Origin of the sequence: Phocaeicola sp. RTP21198st1_B8_RTP21198_201120, from assembly GCF_040929485.1 — a bacterium.
GTDB lineage: Bacteria > Bacteroidota > Bacteroidia > Bacteroidales > Bacteroidaceae > Phocaeicola > Phocaeicola dorei.
The window spans coordinates 170,553-191,336 of sequence record NZ_JBCOCI010000004.1 but is presented as its reverse complement, the minus strand read 5'-3'; the positions used below and the strand labels follow the sequence as shown (position 1 = coordinate 191,336).

The 20,784-nt window shown below is 42.6% G+C and carries 20 protein-coding genes; 10 read left to right on the top strand and 10 right to left on the bottom strand.

Annotated elements, in window-relative coordinates; translation table 11 throughout:
- Positions 1 to 323 precede the first annotated feature (323 nt).
- The gene (locus AB5935_RS04120; RefSeq protein ID WP_007834107.1) at positions 324 to 821 is read left to right on the top strand and encodes a helix-turn-helix domain-containing protein; all 498 of its coding nucleotides are present in this window, start codon (positions 324 to 326) and stop codon (positions 819 to 821) included.
- A gap of 57 nt (positions 822 to 878) precedes the next feature.
- A complete protein-coding gene (locus AB5935_RS04115) occupies positions 879 to 3,887 on the top strand; it encodes a PL29 family lyase N-terminal domain-containing protein (protein WP_368327329.1) in 3,009 nt (1,002 codons plus the stop codon).
- Between the two features lie 352 nt (positions 3,888 to 4,239).
- On the opposite strand, the gene mnmD is transcribed toward AB5935_RS04115, so the two are convergent.
- From mnmD to AB5935_RS04085, 6 genes are read right to left on the bottom strand one after another with little or no spacing between them, the layout of a single operon-like run.
- On the bottom strand, positions 4,240 to 4,923 hold the full coding sequence (gene mnmD / locus AB5935_RS04110; RefSeq protein ID WP_007848019.1) for a tRNA (5-methylaminomethyl-2-thiouridine)(34)-methyltransferase MnmD: 684 nt from the start codon (positions 4,921 to 4,923) through the stop codon (positions 4,240 to 4,242).
- Positions 4,924 to 4,927: 4 nt separating this feature from the next.
- Positions 4,928 to 5,395, bottom strand: a complete 468-nt coding sequence (locus AB5935_RS04105; RefSeq protein ID WP_007834102.1) for a YqaA family protein — start codon at positions 5,393 to 5,395, stop codon at positions 4,928 to 4,930.
- Entirely contained in the window at positions 5,371 to 6,306 is a 936-nt protein-coding gene (locus AB5935_RS04100; protein WP_007834101.1) for a hypothetical protein, read from the bottom strand. Before AB5935_RS04100 ends, AB5935_RS04105 begins: the two co-directional genes overlap by 25 nt.
- 18 nt (positions 6,307 to 6,324) lie before the next feature.
- Positions 6,325 to 7,593 carry a phosphoribosylamine--glycine ligase gene (gene purD, locus AB5935_RS04095; protein WP_007848021.1) on the bottom strand — a complete coding sequence of 423 codons (1,269 nt, stop codon included), beginning with the start codon at positions 7,591 to 7,593 and terminating at the stop codon, positions 6,325 to 6,327.
- A gap of 15 nt (positions 7,594 to 7,608) precedes the next feature.
- Positions 7,609 to 9,822, bottom strand: coding sequence for a S9 family peptidase (locus tag AB5935_RS04090; RefSeq protein ID WP_008654183.1), 2,214 nt, complete (start codon positions 9,820 to 9,822; stop codon positions 7,609 to 7,611).
- A gap of 6 nt (positions 9,823 to 9,828) precedes the next feature.
- Entirely contained in the window at positions 9,829 to 11,277 is a 1,449-nt protein-coding gene (locus tag AB5935_RS04085; RefSeq protein WP_007834098.1) for a class I SAM-dependent RNA methyltransferase, read from the bottom strand.
- A gap of 308 nt (positions 11,278 to 11,585) precedes the next feature.
- Here AB5935_RS04085 and AB5935_RS04080 point away from each other — a divergent pair, with 308 nt between their 5' ends.
- Positions 11,586 to 11,708, top strand: a complete 123-nt coding sequence (locus tag AB5935_RS04080) for a hypothetical protein (protein ID WP_007841531.1) — start codon at positions 11,586 to 11,588, stop codon at positions 11,706 to 11,708.
- A 79-nt stretch (positions 11,709 to 11,787) separates the two neighbouring features.
- Here AB5935_RS04080 and AB5935_RS04075 read toward each other — a convergent pair whose 3' ends face one another.
- Positions 11,788 to 11,979 (bottom strand): hypothetical protein, encoded by a 192-nt coding sequence (locus tag AB5935_RS04075; RefSeq protein WP_007841528.1) that lies wholly within the window; start codon positions 11,977 to 11,979, stop codon positions 11,788 to 11,790.
- Positions 11,980 to 12,071: 92 nt separating this feature from the next.
- Positions 12,072 to 12,998 (bottom strand): hydrogen peroxide-inducible genes activator, encoded by a 927-nt coding sequence (locus AB5935_RS04070; protein WP_007841526.1) that lies wholly within the window; start codon positions 12,996 to 12,998, stop codon positions 12,072 to 12,074.
- 126 nt (positions 12,999 to 13,124) lie between these two features.
- On the opposite strand from AB5935_RS04070, the gene AB5935_RS04065 reads away from it, so the two are divergent.
- The 3 genes from AB5935_RS04065 to AB5935_RS04055 all read left to right on the top strand — a co-directional run bounded on the left by AB5935_RS04065 (position 13,125) and on the right by AB5935_RS04055 (position 14,173).
- Complete coding sequence (locus AB5935_RS04065; protein WP_007833965.1) at positions 13,125 to 13,601, top strand: Dps family protein; 477 nt, start codon at positions 13,125 to 13,127, stop codon at positions 13,599 to 13,601.
- A 94-nt stretch (positions 13,602 to 13,695) separates the two neighbouring features.
- Positions 13,696 to 13,932, top strand: coding sequence for a hypothetical protein (locus AB5935_RS04060; RefSeq protein ID WP_007833963.1), 237 nt, complete (start codon positions 13,696 to 13,698; stop codon positions 13,930 to 13,932).
- The gene (locus AB5935_RS04055; protein WP_007848027.1) at positions 13,898 to 14,173 is read left to right on the top strand and encodes a sensor histidine kinase; all 276 of its coding nucleotides are present in this window, start codon (positions 13,898 to 13,900) and stop codon (positions 14,171 to 14,173) included. Before AB5935_RS04060 ends, AB5935_RS04055 begins: the two co-directional genes overlap by 35 nt.
- A 53-nt stretch (positions 14,174 to 14,226) precedes the next feature.
- Here the strand turns inward: AB5935_RS04055 and AB5935_RS04050 are convergent, their stop codons facing one another.
- Positions 14,227 to 15,135 carry a serine O-acetyltransferase gene (locus AB5935_RS04050; protein ID WP_007833960.1) on the bottom strand — a complete coding sequence of 303 codons (909 nt, stop codon included), beginning with the start codon at positions 15,133 to 15,135 and terminating at the stop codon, positions 14,227 to 14,229.
- 108 nt (positions 15,136 to 15,243) lie between these two features.
- On the opposite strand from AB5935_RS04050, the gene AB5935_RS04045 reads away from it, so the two are divergent.
- The gene (locus AB5935_RS04045; protein ID WP_259323914.1) at positions 15,244 to 15,372 is read left to right on the top strand and encodes a hypothetical protein; all 129 of its coding nucleotides are present in this window, start codon (positions 15,244 to 15,246) and stop codon (positions 15,370 to 15,372) included.
- A 62-nt stretch (positions 15,373 to 15,434) separates the two neighbouring features.
- Here AB5935_RS04045 and rnr read toward each other — a convergent pair whose 3' ends face one another.
- Complete coding sequence (gene rnr, locus AB5935_RS04040) at positions 15,435 to 17,582, bottom strand: ribonuclease R (RefSeq protein WP_038612695.1); 2,148 nt, start codon at positions 17,580 to 17,582, stop codon at positions 15,435 to 15,437.
- Positions 17,583 to 17,673: 91 nt separating this feature from the next.
- On the opposite strand from rnr, the gene AB5935_RS04035 reads away from it, so the two are divergent.
- From AB5935_RS04035 to AB5935_RS04025, 3 genes are read left to right on the top strand one after another with little or no spacing between them, the layout of a single operon-like run.
- Positions 17,674 to 18,615, top strand: coding sequence for a cation diffusion facilitator family transporter (locus AB5935_RS04035; protein WP_007833954.1), 942 nt, complete (start codon positions 17,674 to 17,676; stop codon positions 18,613 to 18,615).
- A 10-nt stretch (positions 18,616 to 18,625) separates the two neighbouring features.
- Positions 18,626 to 19,672, top strand: a complete 1,047-nt coding sequence (locus AB5935_RS04030) for an NAD-dependent epimerase/dehydratase family protein (RefSeq protein ID WP_007833952.1) — start codon at positions 18,626 to 18,628, stop codon at positions 19,670 to 19,672.
- Positions 19,663 to 20,640 (top strand): phosphatase PAP2 family protein, encoded by a 978-nt coding sequence (locus AB5935_RS04025; protein WP_007833949.1) that lies wholly within the window; start codon positions 19,663 to 19,665, stop codon positions 20,638 to 20,640. The genes AB5935_RS04030 and AB5935_RS04025 overlap by 10 nt, the downstream gene beginning before the upstream one ends.
- The last annotated feature ends 144 nt before the right edge of the window (positions 20,641 to 20,784 follow it).

The window sequence follows — 20,784 nt, the reverse complement described above, 5'->3', positions numbered from 1 at the left end:
ATTATCTGCAAATTCAGTAATGAGAGGACGTGTAAACGCAATAAGGACGTTCAAGGGCTTAGTTGCGGATTTGAGGTAAATCTCTTAGTAAGAGATCGACATTTCACGTGCAAAAATAAGGAAAGTTTTGATAACTAGTACACTTTTCGCGGAAAAAATATGGAATATTGTGAAAAAAAGTATTTCTTCTAGTTCTGCCAGCTCTGGTTTAACCTTGTATGTGTATAGTTAATGTTTTGATTTAAAGCTTGTTATCGTCTGTTTGTCGATCTCTTACTAAGAGATCTGCATAAAAAGCCAATAAGAACGAATAACGAGTTTAGATGGAATACCTGTTTCTGAGACGTAAAAAGACGAGCGGCACTTCTGTAAGGCAGAAGGCATTGCTCTATCGTGCCGCCGGTCGCGAGTGGACGGCGCGGTTCTCGTCACTGTCGGATGTTCGTCCGGCAGACAGCCTTATATATAAAGGTATATTGTATCAGTTGGAGATACGTCGGGCATTCCTTGATTCCTCTCTTTCGTTAAAGAAACTGAGTGTGATGCTCGAAACAAACCAGACTTACCTGAGCAATGCGGTGAACCGCTACTTCGGTTGTCACCTGAAGGAGTTGCTTAACCGCTACCGGGTGGAATACGCTAAGGAGTTGCTTCGCAACGGCGGTTGTCCGCTGGGTGAGGTTCCGTCACGGAGTGGCTTCGGCTCGAAGAGTCCTTTCTATCTGGCTTTCGTCCGTCAGACGGGTATGACACCGAAACGGTATGCGGCGCGCGAGAGGAATCTGGTAAACTTGGAAATAAAGAATGAAGTCCTTTTATAACAGTATATGTATAACCAATTTTTAGTTTTTTAAATTTATAAATTTAAATCTTTATTTATGAACAAAAAGTTTTTAAGTGCAGTTCTGTTCGGAGCCTTAATGGTTTCGTCAACAGGAACATTTGTGTCTTGTAAAGACTATGATGAGGACATTGACCGCATCGACAAGGAACTGGTCGATATCAAGTCGGCTCTTTCAGCTTTACAGGCAAAAGTTGATGCTGGTAAGTATGTTACCAACGTAGTGAAGAACGGTGACGGTATCACTGTAACCTGGAGTGACAACTCTACGAGTACCATTGAAACTATTAAAGGTGACAAGGGTGAAGACGGTAAGAATGGTACAGTTGTGACCATTATCGACGGTTACTGGGCATTTGACGGTGTGAAATCTGAATATCCTGCCAAAGGTGATAAGGGTGACAAAGGTGACCAAGGCGAACCGGGTGATGCTGCCGCTGCCGGACACGATGCCAAAGTGAACGAGGAAACTGGTTATTGGCAGGTATGGGATGCTGAAAAAGGTGCATACGTGGATACCGAATATATTGCCGGTGGTCTGAGAGTGGTTGAAGTTGCCGGTGGTTACAACTTTACTGTAACAGAAGCAAACGGTGAGCCGAAAACTATCTTTATTCCGGGTGGAGCTGCATTGTTAAGCATTATTCCTGAACTGAACGGACAAAACTATGCTCAAGATTTCGATATCTATTATGGTATATTGAATAATGACGTGGATTGGGCAGGACATAAAGCTGTAAACGGCAAAATGTTGAAAGGTATGTATCCTACTGCCGACCGCGACATCAAGATGCAAGTGAATCCCGCAGGTGCTGATGCTGACGCTTATGACTGGGCGTTTGTATCTACAGACAACACCACTCCTTGGGGATTGAATTTTGGTGCTCCCCAAGCATGGACCGGCAAAGCTACTACAGCTACCCGTGCTACATCGGCCAACGGTATGTGGTTACTGCCTCGTGACGTACAGAAATGGGATTTGGATGCAGCCGGAAGCCAGGGACGTCCTGACTATGCAGGCCAGTTCAAGGCTAATGATGGTGACAAGTACCTGTTTGCACTGAAAGCTACATCAAAAAATAATGGAGAAGTAGTAAAATCCCCGTTTGTATATACATTCAAAGCCAGCAATGTAAACGCAACTGAAAACATTTACATTAATGGCTTGACATTTGCTCCTTCAGGAAGCTCATTCTTGTATGGAAAGGAATATACTCCTTCCTTCGATATACTAGGATGTAGTTCTGACGGCTATGATCAATGGGCAGAAGACTCTGTATTGGTATACGACTACTATCTGGAAATAGACAAGAGTAAGATTACAGATGAATCCATCAGAAAATATGGTGTGGAGATTACTGAAGACGGTTATCGTTTCATCGCTAAGAAAGAAGCTGTAGTGAACAATACTATTCCGTTCATTTACAACTACATCTTGATAAACGGTCAGAAAGGTAAGACTTACTTCTCTGTCAACTTTAATGATGAGGCTGTGACTGTTCCTGACAAGTTCCTGGAAGATATCGTTGCGCCATTCAATGCTACGGTTATTGCCGATCAAACCAGATGGTATGGATGGAGTAAGGCACTTGACTTGACAGAATTCTTCAATACTTTGGGAGATGCAGGCAAGATGAAATGGATTGATGCGATTGCACGCAGCATGGGTAATTCAACCGATCCACAAGAAATCAACAGAAGTGTATTCGATAAGAAATATGGTAGCAATGACCTTGACTTCAAGGTAGAACTGACCGGTGGTGATCCTATCAACAACCAAGGTACTTGGGACCGTGTTGCATACAATGGTGCATTGCTGGACAAATACATTGAATTTGATTATGTAGACGCAACCGGCAAGTCTTGTCTGACCGGAAACATCCGTGATTTGGATAAGATTACCGCATTGAAGGTAACATTCAAGGTTGACAGTGAATTAGGAGGACATGTAACTGCTCCTTATTACACAACAGACGATCGTCAGTATAGTGGTGACAACACGAAGATTGCATTGCCTTTGGACAACGCGTTCCGTGTAGAAATCGCAACTCGTTATGATCAATACGAAGTGGCAAGAATGAACTTCTCATTCGAATTGCAGATGCCTACTAACTGCCCGATCAAACGTGAATCTGTAGCTAACCGTACGTCTGCTTGGTCTAAAGACAAAGACGGAAATGATGTATTGAAAGTATATGGTGAAAAACTGTTGGACCGCTATGATGCTGTTGCTGCTGATATGCGTGATGCATTCAAGGGAGTTTATAATTACCAGAATGGTGCTTACAATGCACAAGCAAATGTTGAAGCTAACTGGTATGAAGTATTGGTTCCGACTAACTCGTTCCAAATTATTGGTAAGACTAATGAAAGCTATGTAACTCTTGCCGATATCTCAAATAGCTCATTATATACTGAATGGAATACAATCGGCTTCTATGGCACAGCCGGTAACATGGATGCATATACTTTGACCGATGTTAAATATCATCACTTCAATGTTTATACAGAAGCTAAGGATGATATTATATTACAGTTCGCCAGCCGTATTGCTGACTCTAAGGTTGCAAAAGTAGCATCTAAGGGTACAAAAGAGAATCCGTTCATTGCAAAAGCTGTTTATTCAACAGATGGTTTGCAGACCATTTTGAAGTATGCATTCGAAGTAAGCAATACTGATTTCACTTTGGCTGATGCATTCGACAAACCGTACTATCTGTTTGACCGTGCTGCCGCACAAGGTGTAACTGCTGCATTACGTGCCGAATTGAACTCTTCATTGGTAAATAACAGACAAAGCATTGTTGTAGATAAGGCTGATCCTTCATTCTATGGCTTGTATCCTTCTGCCAAGATGGATCAACAGGCTACAAATGTGGTAACTTATATCTTAGACGGTGCTGCTCAAACTGCCAATACCAACAAGATGAAGTTTGATATTGCCAAGGAAGTAGGTAATGGTAAGGTTATCGAAATCACATATCATATCACAGATGTATTTGGCATGACTAAAGACTTGACATTCTATGTACAGACTTTGAACTAATTGTTTCTAACAGTAGAGTCTTAAAAAATGAGAGTGACTTTCGGGGCACTCTCACTAACAATTCCAAGATAAGACTTTCTCCGACGGGAGAATCTTATATAATAAAAACTTTAAATTTATAAAACAGAATCTCTGGCTTGTGATAAGCCGGAGATTTTTTATGTATATAACGGCAATCATCTCAGCGTGGAAAAAGAATATGAAGAATCTATGACGGATTCAGCGATGAATGTTTCATGGTAATTTGCTGATAAATATGCAGTTATGCATATATGACGGATTTGAAGGATTTTACAACGGTTTTACTGTTTTAGGTGAAACTTGACCATTTATCAGTTTCGGTCCTAGAAGTTTAATCAGACTTGGTTGCCCGCAGTATCTCGCGTTTTCCCCCCGGAGGGCCGGGAAGGCGTTCTACTGTGAATCCGGCTGTTTGCAGCATCCTTCTTACCACCCCTTTGGCACAGTAAGTTGTCAGGATACCTCCGTCATTCAATACCTTGTATAAAGTATCGAAGAGAGATTGTTCCCACATTTCGGGTTGTTTGTCGGGAGCGAAGGCATCAAAGTAGACGATATCGTATAAGGGAACGGCAGAACGGCTGCCTTCCACCGGGTTGAAAAGCCGGGTAAAATCGTCTTCAATTTTATGTAATGTGAACCAAGGGGATACCTCTGTTTCCGTGTCCCAGGGTGCCTGGTGGATGGCGTAATAATCCTCCTCATGCTGTTTGCCGATCAGGCGGGGGTAGTCCAGTTGTTTCAAGGTTTCTTCGGCTAACGGATAGCGTTCGATACCGGTATAATGTACTTTCCGTCGGGTTTCTTCTGCTGAAAGCAGTGTCAGAAAGGCATTCAGCCCTGTTCCTAGTCCTATCTCCAGAATGTGGGGCTCGGAAACGGGAGAATGTTTTAATCCCATTTCGATAAAGATATGTTGTGACTCCGTCAGTGCCCCTTTCACCGAATGATAATGTTCGTCCAGTTCGGGTACATAGAGGGTATAACTTCCATCTGCTGTTTGTTCCAGTTTCATAATTTTAATGCATTAAAGCGGAGGCTTCCAATACCCCCCATACCAATAAGGCGTAGCGGAGTATCTTTCCGATGGTCATAGCGAGAATGACAATCCATATATTGGCACGCATCATGCCTAATACAATGGATATGGCACTTCCCAAAATAGGGATAAAGGCGAAGAAAGCCATCCAGGCACCCCGTCCGTGTACAAACCGCTCCGCACGGTCCATCTTCTCTTTTTTTACATGAAAATATTTCTCGATCCATTCCATATTGCCCAGATGTCCCATCCAGTAGCAGGTCATGCCGCCGGCAACATTGCCGGCGGTGGCGGCAGCTATACTGATCACCGGGTCTAAGCCCAACGGACCGACACAGGCTGCCAGTACGGCCTCCGAGCTGAACGGGAGAACACTTCCGGCTATAAAAGAGCCTAGGAAAAGGCCCCAATATCCCCAGTCGATCAGGAATTGAAGAATTGCATCCATAAATTGTATATAGTTAGAACTATTAATAAAACAAATGTAATGATGAAAAAGATGCCGGTAAAGCGGTTGTGGGTTAAAGTAAATAAATGTCCTGTTAAAATGGACCCTACAATGATTTGCATCTGTAACAGGATGTCGAAATGCTGTGGCTGTAAGATACCCAGTAAATAAATCCAGGCTTCAACGGTGATCAGGAAAGAAAGGAATATACGCGTGCGCACCTTATCTAAATAAGAAACATGGAAATAATGCACGCTGCTGACCAGTGATATCAAGGTGATGATTCCACAGGATATGATCCTGTCCATTCCTAATGTCCCATAACTGATGGGTTGAAAATGAATAAGCTCCTGTAAAGGGTGATAGAAGAGATTCATTTTGTCGTAATAGAACGCGTAACCGAAAAAGAGCCAGTAGGGCATACAGAGTCCTGTAAGCCCGGCAAAGAAACTTTTGAGTGACAGGGATCTGAAACTAATCATTCCCAAATAGAACAGAGGTACAAAATAAAGTAACTGTGGAAACAACAGGCTTCCCAGTCCGATGAAAAAGAAAGCGTGGAATATACTTCCCGCCGGATAGGGAGATTCGTAGCTACTGAATAATTGGGAAGTAGCGATCAGAAAGGCGAGCGGCACAAAAACGGCATACTGGAAGGAATGCAGAAACAGACAGGTTGTGGACAGGAATATGTAAAAGCTGACATGCAAGGTACTGCGTGTCCGTATCAGCGTGAAGGCGGTGTTTATCTCGATCAGCAGATAAGCAGTCAAAGCACAGACTAGCAAATTGATTACATCCTGCCATTCATTGCCGGTGATGATCCGGAGAAGCAGGCATATAAGGATGGCAACAGGGAAGGTGAATCTTCCCTTTGCCATATCTGTCTGGAATTTGTCATAGCCTGCCATGGGTTAATAGTCCGCTGATTACAGGTCGAATCCAATATCAGAACGGAAATATTTCTTGTCGAAATTGATTTTCTTCGCATTGGTGAATGATTGTGCCAAGGCTTCTTCTTTATTGGCGCCGTAGGAGCTGACTGCAATGACACGCCCGCCGCTAGTGACTACCTGGCCGTCTTTCAGTGCCGTTCCTGCATGGAATACAATGCTGTTTTCAATCTCTTCTATTCCGCTGATGGCAAATCCCTTGTCATAATGCTCCGGATATCCGCCGGATACCAGCATGACGCATACTGCCGAACGGGGGTCTATCTCCAAGACTTTTTCATTCAGATTGCCTGTTGCCGCTCCTTCAAGCAGTTCCACCAAGTCACTCTTGATGCGCAGCATGACACTTTCCGTTTCCGGGTCGCCCATGCGTACATTGTATTCAATGACCATCGGTTCGCCCTTTACATTAATTAGGCCGAAGAAAATAAAGCCTTTATAGTCGATGCCTTCTGCTGCCAGTCCTTCTACTGTGGGGCGGATGATACGGTCTTCCACTTTTTTCATCCATGCTTTGTCGGCAAACGGAACAGGAGATACACTACCCATACCACCGGTGTTCAGCCCTTTGTCGCCTTCGCCGATGCGTTTGTAGTCTTTTGCTTCGGGCAGAATCTTGTAGTTTTTTCCATCGGTCAGAACGAATACGGAACATTCTATACCGCTCAGGAATTCTTCAATCACTACGGTGGCGGAAGCGTTACCGAACATTCCGCTCAACATTTTTTTCAATTCTTCCTTGGCTTCTTCCAAGGTGGGAAGAATCAGTACGCCTTTTCCGGCGCAAAGACCGTCGGCTTTCAGTACGTATGGAGCTTCCAATGTTTCCAGAAAGGCTAATCCTTCTTCCAGATTTGCGGCAGTGATACTTTTGTAACCGGCTGTCGGGATGTTATGGCGTTGCATGAAGCCTTTGGCGAACTCCTTGCTGCCTTCCAGTACCGCACCTGCTTTTGAAGGCCCGATAACAGGAATGTTTTTCAGCGCTTCATCTTTTTTGAAATAATCATAGATTCCTTTGACTAACGGGTCTTCGGGACCTACCACTACCATATCTATATTATTCTTTACTACAAACTCCCTGATTGCTGTAAAGTCATCTGCTTTAATCGCTACATTCTCGCCTACATTACTTGTGCCGGCATTTCCCGGAGCGATATATAGTTTCTCAATTTTGGGACTTTGAGCAATCTTCCATGCCAGGGCGTGTTCACGTCCGCCTGAGCCTAATAGCAACAGTTTCATAATCTTATCTTTTGTTTATTTTAAATGGTCTTCAAAATAGCGTGTAATGCGTTCATACAAGTGGACACGATCGCGTCCGAACATATTATGGCCGTCGCCCGGATACATAAAGAAATCGGGTTGGGTCCCGGCATCAATGCAGGCACGGAGGAAACTGATGCTGTGCTGAGGGACACAAGTGGGGTCATTGGCGCCAATGATCACTTCCAGGCGTCCTTTCAGATTTCCGGCTCTCAGCTTCAGGTTGGCGTTCTTGTAGCCTTCGGGGTTGGTTTGTGGAGTATCCATGTAGCGTTCGCCGTACATTACTTCGTAGTAAGCCCAGTCGATGACAGGGCCGCCGGCTACTCCTACTTTGAATAACTCGGGGTAAGTCAGCATCAAGTTGGTGGTCATGAAACCACCGAAACTCCAACCGTGTACGCCAATGCGGTTATTGTCCACATAACCCAACGATTTTAAGAAATCCACTCCTTTCACTTGGTCTTTCATCTCTTCGGTTCCTAATTGGCGGAACGTACAGTTCTCAAATTCCAGTCCCCGGTTGTCACTGCCCCGGTTGTCAACGGTCAGCATGACGTAACCCAGTTGTGCCATGTAAATATCCCATCCGCGGGCGTCATAGTTGCGGTTGTTGTGGATTAGCTGGGCATGTGGACCGCCATACACGTAGACTACGGCCGGGTATTTTTTGTTTGGGTCAAAATTTACCGGTTTTATCAGGCGGTAGTATAAGTCGGTCTTGCCGTCGGCAGCCTTGAGGGTACCGACGGTGATTTCGGGCATATTGTATGCTTCCATCGGATTGGTAGCTGTCAACAGGCTGACAGTCTTTTCCTTTCCGGAAGTGGGAACGATCTCGATATTCCGGGGAATGGTGAAAGAAGTATAATTGTCTATTACATAGTTGCCGCTACCGGATAGTTGTACATGATGCATACCATCTTTATTGCCGATGAGGCGGCGTTTGCCTGTCTTTACATTCACAGCGTATGCGTTGCTCTGCAAAGGGGAAACCTCTGTGCTCATGATGATGACTTCCTTGGTCTTTTCATTGAATCCGAGGATGTTTTGTACTACCCAGTTGCCTTGGGTAAGCTGTCTGGTTTTGTAGCTTTCCCGGTAAGAACCTCCGGCCGCGGCTCCATGTGATTCCGGATATATGGAAGTCTTGGTGTCCATCAGGTAAAGATGGTTGTAGCCGTCGCGCTGGCTCTGATAGATAAACTTCGTGTGGTCCCAAGGCAGAAAGACAATGGGATGTTGAGGTTCTACATATTTAGTATGCTCCTCTTCGTAAAGGGGGTTATTTTTCAGTGGCTCTCCTGTTTCCGCATCATAGCAGCATAGCAGGGCATGGTTCTGGTCACGGTTCAGTTCTATGACATAAACGCTTTTTTCGTCAGGACTCCAGCTGATATTGGTGAAATAACGGTCGGTGGGGTCTCCGGCTTTCAGATAAACTGTTTTTTGGGTAGCCGGATTGTAGATGCCGACAGTCACTTTGTGGCTGGTCATTCCTGCCATCGGGTACTTGTCCGGCTCCAGTGTCGCTATGCGGGTGGAGGTATTTACTTGTGGATAATCGGTTACCATGCTCTCGTCCATACGGTAGAAAGCAAGCAGATTTCCTTTCGGACTCCAGAAAGTACCTTTTGAGATACCAAATTCCTGACGGTGTACGCTTTGTCCGCATACGATGCCTTTCGGTTCATCGGTGACTTGTTGTGTTTTCCCGTCGGCAGTCGTTACAAACAGATTGTTGTCAAGGGTATAAGCCAATGAACGGCTTTCCTTGTTCCAGTCCTGGTTGGCGGCTTTAGGAGAGAGAGGCTGACTCCATATTATTTCCTTTTTAGTTAAATCGATCAGCACTTTATTGGATGTGGTATTTACCAACATCATCTTTTCAGCGTATGGGAAAGATACATTTCTGAAGTGGTTGATTTTCCCTAATTTCTTGTTTGCCAACAGTTCATTCACTTCCTGCAAAGTGATAAGTACGTTTTCCTTTCCATTTGCCGGATGGATGGTTTTTACCTCTTCTATGTCGGCGTTGATGCATACATCCCCCCACCATTGCAAACCATACAGATTCTGTGGAAGCAGGTTATAGTAATTGTTTCCTCCCGGCATCAAGTCTTCCAGTGTGAAACTTTTCTTGTCTTGTGCCCATGTTACAGATGAAGCCATGATTAATAAGGCGATCAGATTGATTAATTTTCTCATAACTGTTTATTCTTCTGTCTTTTCCTTATTGTCGTCAAATTTACGGGGGCTGCTTTTGAAATTGTCGCGGCCTTCACGTTTGTCACCAAAGTTGCGGTGTTCTCCTCTTTTGAAATCGCCACGTCTCTCACGTTTGTCATCAAAAGAGCGTCTTTCTCTGCGCTCTCCTCCTTTGTACTCTCCGTGTCCTTCACGTCTGTTGTCAAAACTACGATGTTCTCTGCGTTCTCCATATTCTACTTTTTCCGTGTTACGGCGCGGACGGATTTCTTCTCGGCGGGGCTTGAACTCCCGATCGGCATTTTCACTACGGAATTCTTTGAATTTGCCGTCGAATAATTGGTATTTGCGGAATTCGCATTCCAACGAACCGTTGAACAGGGGAATTTTTATAGAAGGCTTTAAACCAATCTGGTCAAAACATTCTTCACGGTAACTTAGTACCCATGCATCATTGCCGGTGAAAGAGTGTTTCAGACGTTCGCCTATCATTTGATACAGGCCCAGCAAGTCATTGGTTGAGATACGTTCTCCATAAGGAGGGTTGGTGATGATGATGCTTTTTTCTTTGGGTTGCTCAAATTGCTGGAACGGTTGGATTTTTAAGATAATTTCCTTGCTCAGTCCGGCTGCTTTCACATTGTGAGTGGCGATTTCATTTGCTTTCGGATTGTTGTCATATCCAAAAATTTTATGTGTGAACTCACGTTCCTGTGAGTCGTCATTGTAGATGCGGTCAAATAGTTCCTGATCAAAATCGTTCCACTTTTCAAAAGCGAACTCCTTGCGGAATACGCCGGGAGCGATGTTACGTGCTATCAGGGCGGCTTCGATAGGGATTGTTCCTGAACCGCACATCGGGTCTATCAAATCACATTCGCCTTTCCATCCGGTCATCAGGATCATACCGGCTGCCAGTACCTCATTCAAAGGAGCTTCTACGGCTTCCTGGCGATAACCCCGGCGGTGGAGTGACTCACCCGAGCTATCTAGTGACAGAGTACATTTATCTTCGGCTATATGGATGTTCAGTGCCACATCGGGATGGTTGATGCGTACCGAGGGGCGCTCTCCTGTCTTTTCACGGAAATAGTCCACAATGGCATCTTTTACTTTATAGGCCACGAACTTGGAGTGACGGAATTCGTTCGAGAAAACCACAGCGTCTACGGCAAAACTTTTATCTTTATCCAAGAAGTTTTCCCATGCAATGGTTTTGATAGCTTCGTAAACTTCGTCGGCATTCTTCGCCTCAAAATGTTTAATGGGTTTCAGGATGCGGATGGCAGTACGCAGGCAGAAGTTTGCCTTATACATCATTTCTTTATCGCCCATAAAGGCTACCATGCGTCTTCCTATTTCTATATTGCTGGCTCCCAGCTCGGTGAGTTCTTTTGCCAGTACTTCTTCCAGTCCCTGGAAAGTCTTGGCGATTAGCTCGAATTCTTCCTTCATCTTAAATGATAATTACGTAATTTCAATTGATGGGACAAATTTAATGATTTTCTGTTTGCTAATCAATTATTTAGAGAATTAATCTGTCTGATGAAGCAAAAAAGAGGATGAAATCGGGACATCCGCTCTCTTTGCCGGGGTTCTTTATTTATCTTCAATTATAAAAAGTCTTTGAAAACGGGATTTGGTGTATCTTTGGAATAAATTGAAAAAATGTATCCGGCAATATAATTGTTATCCTATAGAAATAAATTCTACACAGGAATTTGCCATTTTTGCTGAATCAAGAAACTTAAATAGAAATCAGAATGAAAATGGAATTGACGAATGAGAAACGTAAAGGATATGTGGTTTGTGCTTTAATGATACTGGTCTCTTGTTTGTATTTGGTTTATCTGGGATACAGTCTATACCGTATGGGGCATGTTTAGGATAAAAATGAAACCATATCTGTATCGCACAGGTATGGTTTCTGTAAGAGAATTCTATGATTAATAGGTTGAGTGACTTTTATGCGAGTTCTTCTGCCAGATAGACTTCGTTTACTTCGCTGAAAAACTCATCGGCGATATCTGACAGGGTTTCCAATGCTTCTTCGGCAGTTTCACCGTAAGTGCAGCATTGGTGGTAGTCTGTTAAAAAGGCGTAATATTCCCCGTCGGGTGTACATTCTATCTGATATTCATTGCTTTTAAGTTTCATATATACCTCCTTTTTTATTGTACTGCAAATATCGTATTTACCTGTTACAGGAAGGTGTATAGGACGTTACTGTTTTATTAAAAAGTTTGCTGTCATACTACTTTTTGACCATTTTGCAATGTCAGCATCTCTTTAGGTATGCAGGCTTTGATTTTTTCTATCAGCATATTGAGCAGGGTATGACGAATGAAGTCTGTACGTGTCACTATGTAGATTCTCCGTGTGGGACGTGGCATGGCAAACGGACGCACCAGTCGTTTTTGTTCGTCATTGAGTTGCAATACGGCTAGTTCGGGGATAAATGTGATACCTTTTCCGCTTTCTACCATGCGCATGAAAGTTTCCATGCTTCCCAGCCGGTATGCAATTTGACAAGACTGGGCGGATTCCAATTGGCAGAAACGCATCAGTTGGTCGCGGAAACAATGTCCTTCGTCCAACAGCCACAACTGTTCACCGCTGACTTCGCTGGAACGGATCATTTCTTTTTTAAAGAGAGCGTTATGTCTTGAAACATATCCTAAAAAAGATTCATAATAAAGAGGTATGGAGTGGAAATGGGCCCCTTCTGCTGCTCCGGCAATAAGGACAGCTTCCAGTTCACCCGCTTTCAGTGCCTCCAGGCATTCTTGTGTTTTCATCTCTGTAACTCTGATGTCCAAGGAAGGGTATTCTTCCATTAGTTCGGGAAAGAAACGGGGTAGCAGGTAGGGTGCGATTGTAGGCAGGACTCCTATACGGAATATACCTCCTAACGAACATGCTTCTTCCTTTACTATATCTTTAATCAGATTGGCCTGGCGCAAGGTTATTCTGGCTTGTTCTATCACTTTCCGTCCTGTCAGTGTAGGTTGGACGGGTTGGGTGGTACGGTCGAATAATTTGGTGTTTAACTCATCTTCCAGCTTTTGTATCATGGCACTCAAGGTGGGTTGTGTTACATTACAGTATTCGGCAGCTTTGGCAAAGTGCCTTAACTCATCCACGGCAAGGATATATTCCAGTTGTTGCAGGTTCATAATTTTCAGCTTAATAGATTTTATCTATACAAAGATAGAAATTATCAGTTTGACACGCATTACTTTCCCCCTTATCTTTGCATCAGAGAAAAAAATAAAAGTAATCAATTTAAAAATAAAAACATTATGAGAACATTAGATTATATCAAGTTAGATTCAGCGGCAGCTGCAAAGGTAGTAGAATCATTGCAACAATTATTGGCAGACTACCAAGTATTTTATGCTAATCTTCGTGGGTTCCACTGGAATATTAAAGGGCATGGTTTCTTTGTACTGCACAGCAAATTTGAGGATTTGTATAACAATGCAGCCGAGAAAGTGGATGAACTGGCAGAACGTATCCTGATGCTGGGAGGCGTCCCGAAGAACAAGTATAGCGATTATTTGAAAGTATCGAATATAAAAGAGGTAGAGGGTGTTACAAACGGTGACGAAGCATTGAACAACATTTTGGAAACTTACAGTCATTTCATCGTGGAAGAGCGTAAACTTTTGGCTGTCGCTTCACAAGCCGGTGATGAGGCTACTGTAGCGGTGATGAGTGACTATTTGAAGGAACAGGAAAAAATGGTGTGGATGTTGTGCGCATATGCTTCAAAGTAACCGTTGGTTTGCTTTAGTTTAGGAGAAAGGAGTATCAGAGTGTCGGTGCTCCTTTTTCTGTTTTTATTTGTCAATTTATGTTTTTCTTCAAATTATGGATTCCCCTCTTGTTTTAAGTATGTGTGATACTCTTCTGCAAAGAAGTGAGGAATCGGGCGATAAGCATATGCAAATTATTTCTTATTGTATTAAGCTGGATTATTTTTATTATAAGAATGATGAAGAGAATATATTGAAACAGACGGATGAGGTGAAGAAAGTATGTTTGAGGCTGGATAATTTAAAATATTACTATTTTGCATGGGGCGGCAGACTTATTACTTATTATTGATACAGGGAAAGGAATTCTTAAAGACAAGCATGATTTTGTATTTGAACGTTTTACCCAATTAGATGATTTTATGCGAGGGACAGGATTAGGGCTTCCTATCTGCCGGTTGCTGGCTGAGAAATTTGGAGGTTCTCTTGTGATTGATGCCGATTATACACAGAGATGCTGCTTTGTGCTGAGACTTCCGTGGGTGCATAAAGAAGTTTCTGATCATAGATTACATGGATTTACACATATTTAAAACTTGATAAATTATGAATGTAATCCAAACTAATCTATGATGACAAAAGGTCTTTATTCGTCTTTGTTTTTTCGTTGTACGATACGTGATCCGGCAGGTACATTTTCTGTTACCCAAATATTACCTCCTACGGTAGCCCCCTTGCCAATAGTAACACGCCCTAAGATTGTTGCATTGGAATATACAATGACATCGTCTTCCAAAATAGGATGACGTGGAATGCCTTTAATGGGATTTCCATTATTGTCTAGCGGAAAGCTTTTAGCTCCTAATGTTACCCCTTGATAGAGCTTCACATTATTTCCGATGATGCTGGTTGCTCCGATTACTACACCTGTACCGTGGTCAATAGTGAAATGATGTCCTATTTGTGCCCCCGGATGAATATCGATACCGGTTTCCGAATGTGCCATTTCTGTAATGAAGCGTGGGATTAAAGGTACACCCAGTATTAACAGCTCATGTGCGATGCGGTAATTGCTGATAGCTCGGATAGCTGGATAGCAACTGATGATTTCACCAAAGCATGTGGCGGCGGGATCACCATAATATGCGGCTTCTACATCGGTAGCCAGAATGCGGCGGAGTTCGGGCAATTTATTGATGAAACGAGCTGCCAGCAAAGAGGCTGTTTCTCTGCACGGTTCATTGTCATCGGTTGCATTTTTACTGTTTTCTTGTCCGAAGCAAAGTCCTGCCAGAATTTGTTCAGTCAGCAGGCCGAACAGGGTTTCTACATTTACACCGATATGGTAGTTGATGGTATGGCTGTTAACGGTGGAATTACCAAAGTAACCAGGGAAGATAATGGCGCGTGCCAATTCTACTATCTTGTATAGGGATTTGGCAGATGGTAAAGGATCTCCATCTTTGTGTTGATGGAATAATCCTTTATAGGACTGGCTTTCAGATAATTCATCTACTGCCTGCGTTAATATGTTCGTGTAATTGAATGTAGTCATGAATTGAATGTTTTGGAAGGACAAAAGTAAGTAAATTCTATATTATTGCCAATAAATAGAATGAATATTGACTTTAATCCTTTATTTTTGCAGAAAAAGGGAATATTTATGGTAAATAAGAAAAATCCATTTGCTTTTAAGGTGAAACAGGAAACTAAAAAGAAGTCCGGTGGCAAACGGATCGGTAAATCCAAGCCGGATAAAGCGAATAATCAGTTGAATAGAAGAGTGAAGTAAATGAAACTATTGTCTTGTTGTAGGGAAAGATCCAGTCTGCCCCTACAACAGGATGTTAATCTTTATTTCTCGATCAAAGCGAAATCAAGTTGCTTTTTCTCCAGATTGGCGCGGGCCACTTTAATGGTAACCGGATCTCCCAAACTGAATTTTTTGTGATGCCGGCGCCCCGTCAGACAATAGTTCTTTTCATCGAAATCATAATAATCATCACCAAGGTCACGCATGGGAACCATACCTTCGCACTTGTTTTCGTTCAATTCCACATAAAGTCCCCATTCGGTAACTCCGGAAATGACTCCATCGAACTCCATGCCCAAACGTTCACCCATAAACTCTACTTGTTTGTATTTTACAGAAGCACGTTCTGCATTGGCGGCGATTTGTTCCATTTCAGAACTATGGTCGCACAACTCTTCGTATTTCGTTTCCTGTACCGTACGTCCTCCTGCCAGATAGCGGGTGAGCAGACGATGAACCATCATATCCGGAAAACGGCGGATAGGTGAGGTAAAGTGAGTATAATAGTCAAATGCCAGACCATAGTGGCCAATATTATGAGTGGAATAACGGGCCTTTTGCATGGCACGCAAGGATACGGTTTCCACCAGATTTTGTTCTTTCTTATTCTTTATGTCGTCCAGTAAACGATTGATGGATTTGGATATCTCTGTTTTGCTACCCGATGTACGTATCTTATATCCGAAGCGATTGATAAACCAATTCAAGTTCTCCAGTTTATCGGGGTCCGGAAGGTCGTGGATACGATAAGGGAATACTTTGGCTTTCTTGTTTTTAGGTACTTTACCGATTCTTTCGGCAACCGTGCGGTTGGCCAACAACATAAATTCTTCTATCAACTTATTGGCTTCTTTGGATTCTTTGAAGTAGACACTGAGTGGTTTGCCGGTTTCGTCTATCTCAAATTTCACTTCTATGCGGTCAAAGTCAATAGCACCGGCAGCCAATCTTTGTTTACGCAGGATTTGTGCCAGTTTGTTCAGCTCCAGAATTTCTTCTTTGTAGTCGCCTTCACCCGTTTCAATCACTTTTTGCGCCTCCTCATAGGTGAAACGGCGGTCGCTCTTTATAATGGTGTGCACGATGCGCGAGTCTTTCACCTCTCCCTTTTCATTCATATTGAAAATGACGGAGAATGCCAGTTTCTCTTCGTCGGGGCGGAGGGAACAGATGAAGTTACACAGCCGTTCGGGCAACATGGGGATGGTACGGTCTACCAGATAAACGGAAGTAGCGCGCTTTTCAGCTTCTTTGTCGATAACGCTTCCTTCTTTTACGTAATGAGTAACATCGGCAATGTGCACGCCTACTTCCCATAGTCCCGGTTTGATGAGACGGATGGAGAGCGCGTCATCAAAGTCCTTTGCATCTTTGGGGTCAATGGTGAAAGTTGTTACATTGCGGAAATCTTCACGTTTTGCATAGTCCGCTTCGGAAATCTCTGCCGGAATCTTTTCGGCAGCGGTTTCTACATTCTTAGGATATACGTAAGGTAAACCGAATTCGGCCAAAATGGCATGCATCTCAGTTGTGTTTTCTCCTGCTTTTCCCAAGATATCAATGACTTGTCCTATCGGATTTTTTGCCTCTTCGGGCCATTCTACAATTTTCACAACCGCTTTGTCCCCATTCTTTCCACCTTTCAGCTTATCTTTCGGGATAAAAATATCATTTGCCAGGGTGCGGTTCTCGGTCAGCAGGAAGGCGTAGAATTTCTCTACTTTCAGTGTACCGACAAAAGTATCATTGGCACGTTCCAGAATTTCTATCACTTCACCTTCCGGATTCCGATTCTTACGTTTGGCAAAGAGGGCTATTTTTACTTTGTCATTATTCATGGCATGTGCCGAATTACGTTCGGCTATGAAAATAGTTTCTCCACCATCATCGGGGATGAAGGAGTTCTTGCCGTTGCTTTTACGCTGAAAGACGCCAGTCATAATCAGGCCGTGGTCGTTCAGTTTGTAGTGTCCTTTTTCTACTTCTTGCAGAAAATCATCCTCAATCATTTCAGTAATGATGTCGGCACAAAGCATTTTAAGCGGATGTGTAGTGAGGTTCAGACTGCTTGATAATTGTTTCAGACTGAATGTTTCGTTTGGTTTGGTGTGGAATAAGCTTATCAGTCGTTCAGACATTTCGCTTTTTTTCATACGTTTCCCTGCTTTTTTTTCTTTCTTTTTAGCCATAAGGGGATATATTAATGTATTATGTGCTACAAAGTAAACAAAATAATTGGAATAGCGGTTCAATAGATACATTAAATTTGGTTGAATCTAAATGAAACGTGCTATCTTTGTCCGTTCTAAAACAACTGTTATGACTGAACTTGATAAGAAAATCAGGGAAAAAGAAATTTATAAAGTTACACTAGTGGGGAGTTTTGTTAATTTCTTGCTGGTTATTTTTAAATTTCTTGCCGGAATCGCAGGGCATAGTGCCGCTATGTTGGCAGATGCAGTTCATTCTCTATCTGACTTCGTTACGGACGTAGTAGTGATTCTTTTTGTACGTATATCCAATAAACCAGTGGACAAGAGCCATGATTATGGTCATGGGAAATATGAAACATTGGCTACTGCTTTCATTGGTATGGCATTATTGGGGATAGGATTTGGAATATTGTGGAATGGAGCAACAGAAATATTGGTTTTTCTACGAGGTGGGGAGCTTCGTCAACCGGGAATGTTGGCATTGGTTGCTGCCATTATTTCTATTTTGTTGAAGGAAATACTTTATCAATATACAGTCAGAGTGGGGAAAAGATGCGATTCACAGGCTGTTGTGGCGAATGCATGGCATCATAGGAGTGATGCATTATCATCCATTGGTACGACTGTCGGTATTGGCGGAGCGATTTTACTTGGTCCTCATTGGGCGGTACTTGATCCTATTGCCGCTGTGACAGTCAGTTTCTTTATTATGCGGGTTTCCATTAAGTTGCTGATTCCTTGCTTGGATGAATTGCTGGAAAAGTCTTTGCCGGATAGCGTGGAACGTGAGATAGAGGGGATTGTGTTATCTTTTGATGGAGTGAGCGAGCCGCATCATTTACGCACGCGACGCATTGGGAACAATTATGCTATAGAGATTCATATACGCATGGATGGGAACATTTCTCTGCATAAAGCGCACGAAACAGCAACAGGTATTGAACATAGATTAAAAGAAAAATTTGGAGAGGATACTCATGTGGGTATTCATGTGGAACCGGTGAAATAAAATACGAAGAATGAATAACGAAGAATTTGCACAGAAGAATACTTGCCGATTAAAGAAAGTATTGGTAACCGGAGCAAGCGGATTTATTGGCAGTTTCCTGGTGGAAGGAGGATTGGAGAGAGATATGCAGGTATGGGCTGGTGTACGTAAAAGCAGTAGTCGTGCCTATTTGAAAGATCCTCGCATTCAATTTGCCGAATTGGATTTTGCTCATCCCGGAAGGTTGACGGAGCAATTGGCTGTTCATAAACAATTGCATCAGGGATGGGATTATATCATTCATTGTGCCGGTGTTACTAAATGCCGTCATAAAGACGAATTCGACAAAGGTAATTATGTTTATACCCGTAATTTTGTAGAAGCTTTGAGGACCTTGGATATGGTTCCCCGGCAATTTGTTTATATCAGTTCACTTAGTATTTTCGGTCCTATTCATGAAGATAATTATGCACCTATTAGTGAACGTGATACGGCAATGCCCAATACGGCATATGGGGTCAGTAAGCTAAAGTCGGAACATTACCTGCAATCATTGAATGATTTTCCGACAGTGATTTTCCGTCCTACTGGAGTTTATGGACCTCGCGAACGCGATTATTTTCTGATGGTGAAGTCTATCAAGCAGCATATAGACTTTGCTCCTGGTTTTAAAAGGCAGGATCTTACCTTTATTTATGTGAGAGATTTGGTACAAGCTGTTTTTTTGGCAATAGAACATGGAGTGCGGCAGCGCGCCTATTTTGTTAGTGACGGAAATGTTTATTTCAGCCGTACTTTTTCTGATTTGATACAAAAAGAACTTGGTAATCCGTGGGTTATACACATTAAATGCCCATTATTTATTTTAAAAGTTGTATCTTTGCTCGCTGAATTTTCAGCGCGTTGCCTGGGAAAGGTAAGTACGCTGAATGCTGACAAATATAAAATAATGAAACAACGTAATTGGCAATGCGATATTTCACCCTTGGTGGAAGAACTGGGATATCGTCCTGAGTACCCTTTAGACAAGGGAGTAAAGGAAATCATTGCATGGTATAAGAAAGAAGGATGGCTTTAAATTTATTCAAACGGGTAGACAGTGTGAAAGGATTGTTTGCCGTCGAGAGCATTAGTCTGATATATAATGCCCTCACGACCATAATGGTTTTAATATTATTTCCTCGTATGGATCACCCTGTAATTATGCTTTCGGAGCGTGCAGGCATTGTGGCCATTACGTTTGCATTAATATATTTGTATCGTAAGTATCCGTGTAAACTTACGGCATTTATACGAATGGCTGTGCAGATGGCATTTTTAGCGTATTGGTATCCCGATACCTTTGAATTTAATCGTCTTTTTCCCAATCTGGATAATTTCTTCGCTTCGGCGGAGCAGTTTTTGTTCCGTTGCCAGCCTTCGGTAGAATTTAGTGAACATTTTCCTTCCATGTGGTTCAGTGAACCATTTAATATGGGGTATTTTGCTTATTATCCAATGATTGGGATTGTGACTATTTATTATTTCTTGTTTCGTTTTGAGTGGTTTGAAAAGGTTTCTTTTGTGTTGGTCACTTCGTTTTTTATCTATTATCTTATTTATATATTGGTTCCGGTTGCCGGTCCGCAATTTTATTTCCCTGCTATCGGAATGGATAATGTGATGGCGCAGCATTTCCCTGCTATCGGTGATTATTTTAATAATAATGATATTCTGCTGCCTGGTCCCGGTTTTGATCATGGTTTCTTCTTTAATTTGGTGGAAGCCTCACAGGAAGTGGGGGAACGGCCTACTGCTGCTTTTCCTAGCTCACATGTCGGTATATCTACCATTGTGATGATTATGGCCTATCGTGTTAATAAGAAACTATGTTATTTCTTGGCACCGTTCTATGTACTTCTATGTTGTGCTACGGTCTATATTCAGGCGCATTATTTGATTGATGTTATTGCCGGATGGATTTCGGCGGTATGTATTTATATTACGGCTACTTATATGTATAAGCGTTGGTTTGCTTCTGTAGTCTTCCAACTTGTACTGAAATAGTTTTAAAAAGCATATAAAAGCGTACAGGGTGTCCATTTTCGGACACCCTGCTTTGTTTATACCTTGTTGATTATCAGTGATAAATGTTGCTGGCATGAATCTTGCTTTAAAAATAATGGTCAAACGTTGCAACGTTTGGCATAG

Excerpts from the sequence above, each read along its gene's own strand:
- AB5935_RS04035 (WP_007833954.1), top strand. The coding sequence starts at position 17,674 with ATGAAACGTGCTATCTTTGTCCGTTCTAAAACAACTGTTATGACTGAA.
- AB5935_RS04075 (WP_007841528.1), bottom strand. The coding sequence starts at position 11,979 with ATGAAACTTAAAAGCAATGAATATCAGATAGAATGTACACCCGACGGG.
- AB5935_RS04045 (WP_259323914.1), top strand. The coding sequence starts at position 15,244 with ATGGTAAATAAGAAAAATCCATTTGCTTTTAAGGTGAAACAGGAAACT.
- mnmD (WP_007848019.1), bottom strand. The coding sequence starts at position 4,923 with ATGAAACTGGAACAAACAGCAGATGGAAGTTATACCCTCTATGTACCC.
- AB5935_RS04030 (WP_007833952.1), top strand. The coding sequence starts at position 18,626 with ATGAATAACGAAGAATTTGCACAGAAGAATACTTGCCGATTAAAGAAA.
- AB5935_RS04090 (WP_008654183.1), bottom strand. The coding sequence starts at position 9,822 with ATGAGAAAATTAATCAATCTGATCGCCTTATTAATCATGGCTTCATCT.
- AB5935_RS04085 (WP_007834098.1), bottom strand. The coding sequence starts at position 11,277 with ATGAAGGAAGAATTCGAGCTAATCGCCAAGACTTTCCAGGGACTGGAA.
- AB5935_RS04065 (WP_007833965.1), top strand. The coding sequence starts at position 13,125 with ATGAGAACATTAGATTATATCAAGTTAGATTCAGCGGCAGCTGCAAAG.
- AB5935_RS04120 (WP_007834107.1), top strand. The coding sequence starts at position 324 with ATGGAATACCTGTTTCTGAGACGTAAAAAGACGAGCGGCACTTCTGTA.
- AB5935_RS04105 (WP_007834102.1), bottom strand. The coding sequence starts at position 5,395 with ATGGATGCAATTCTTCAATTCCTGATCGACTGGGGATATTGGGGCCTT.
- AB5935_RS04060 (WP_007833963.1), top strand. The coding sequence starts at position 13,696 with ATGGATTCCCCTCTTGTTTTAAGTATGTGTGATACTCTTCTGCAAAGA.
- rnr (WP_038612695.1), bottom strand. The coding sequence starts at position 17,582 with ATGGCTAAAAAGAAAGAAAAAAAAGCAGGGAAACGTATGAAAAAAAGC.
- AB5935_RS04070 (WP_007841526.1), bottom strand. The coding sequence starts at position 12,998 with ATGAACCTGCAACAACTGGAATATATCCTTGCCGTGGATGAGTTAAGG.
- AB5935_RS04050 (WP_007833960.1), bottom strand. The coding sequence starts at position 15,135 with ATGACTACATTCAATTACACGAACATATTAACGCAGGCAGTAGATGAA.
- AB5935_RS04080 (WP_007841531.1), top strand. The coding sequence starts at position 11,586 with ATGAAAATGGAATTGACGAATGAGAAACGTAAAGGATATGTGGTTTGT.
- purD (WP_007848021.1), bottom strand. The coding sequence starts at position 7,593 with ATGAAACTGTTGCTATTAGGCTCAGGCGGACGTGAACACGCCCTGGCA.
- AB5935_RS04115 (WP_368327329.1), top strand. The coding sequence starts at position 879 with ATGAACAAAAAGTTTTTAAGTGCAGTTCTGTTCGGAGCCTTAATGGTT.
- AB5935_RS04100 (WP_007834101.1), bottom strand. The coding sequence starts at position 6,306 with ATGGCAGGCTATGACAAATTCCAGACAGATATGGCAAAGGGAAGATTC.
- AB5935_RS04025 (WP_007833949.1), top strand. The coding sequence starts at position 19,663 with ATGGCTTTAAATTTATTCAAACGGGTAGACAGTGTGAAAGGATTGTTT.